Origin of the sequence: Anabaena sp. CCY 0017 (assembly GCF_963920885.1) — a bacterium.
In the GTDB taxonomy this organism is placed as follows: domain Bacteria; phylum Cyanobacteriota; class Cyanobacteriia; order Cyanobacteriales; family Nostocaceae; genus Nodularia.
The window spans coordinates 1-225 of record NZ_CAWUDG010000130.1 but is presented as its reverse complement, the minus strand read 5'-3'; the positions used below and the strand labels follow the sequence as shown (position 1 = coordinate 225).

Here is a 225-nt window from a genome sequence, read left to right as displayed (position 1 = left end):
GAGACCAGCGCCAGGTGGCTGCGGCGCCAGCCGGCCACGATCAGGCTCAGCCCGCCCCACAGCCCCATCGCCAGGATCGCCCACGCCAGCGCATCGGTCGCACCGGGCAGCAGCCCGCGCCCGTGGGTCAGGCGTATCTCGAAGCCCGGATCACCCAGCAGCGCCAGCACGCCGACCAGCGCCAGGCCAGCCGCCAGCACGCCGCTGAGTGCGGCGAGCAGCCAC

General features: G+C 75.1%; 1 protein-coding gene. It reads right to left on the bottom strand.

The features are described 5' to 3' along the window. The coding region (locus ACM0OW_RS25945; protein ID WP_414553605.1) for a hypothetical protein at nucleotides 1-225 on the bottom strand (225 nt) is incomplete at both ends.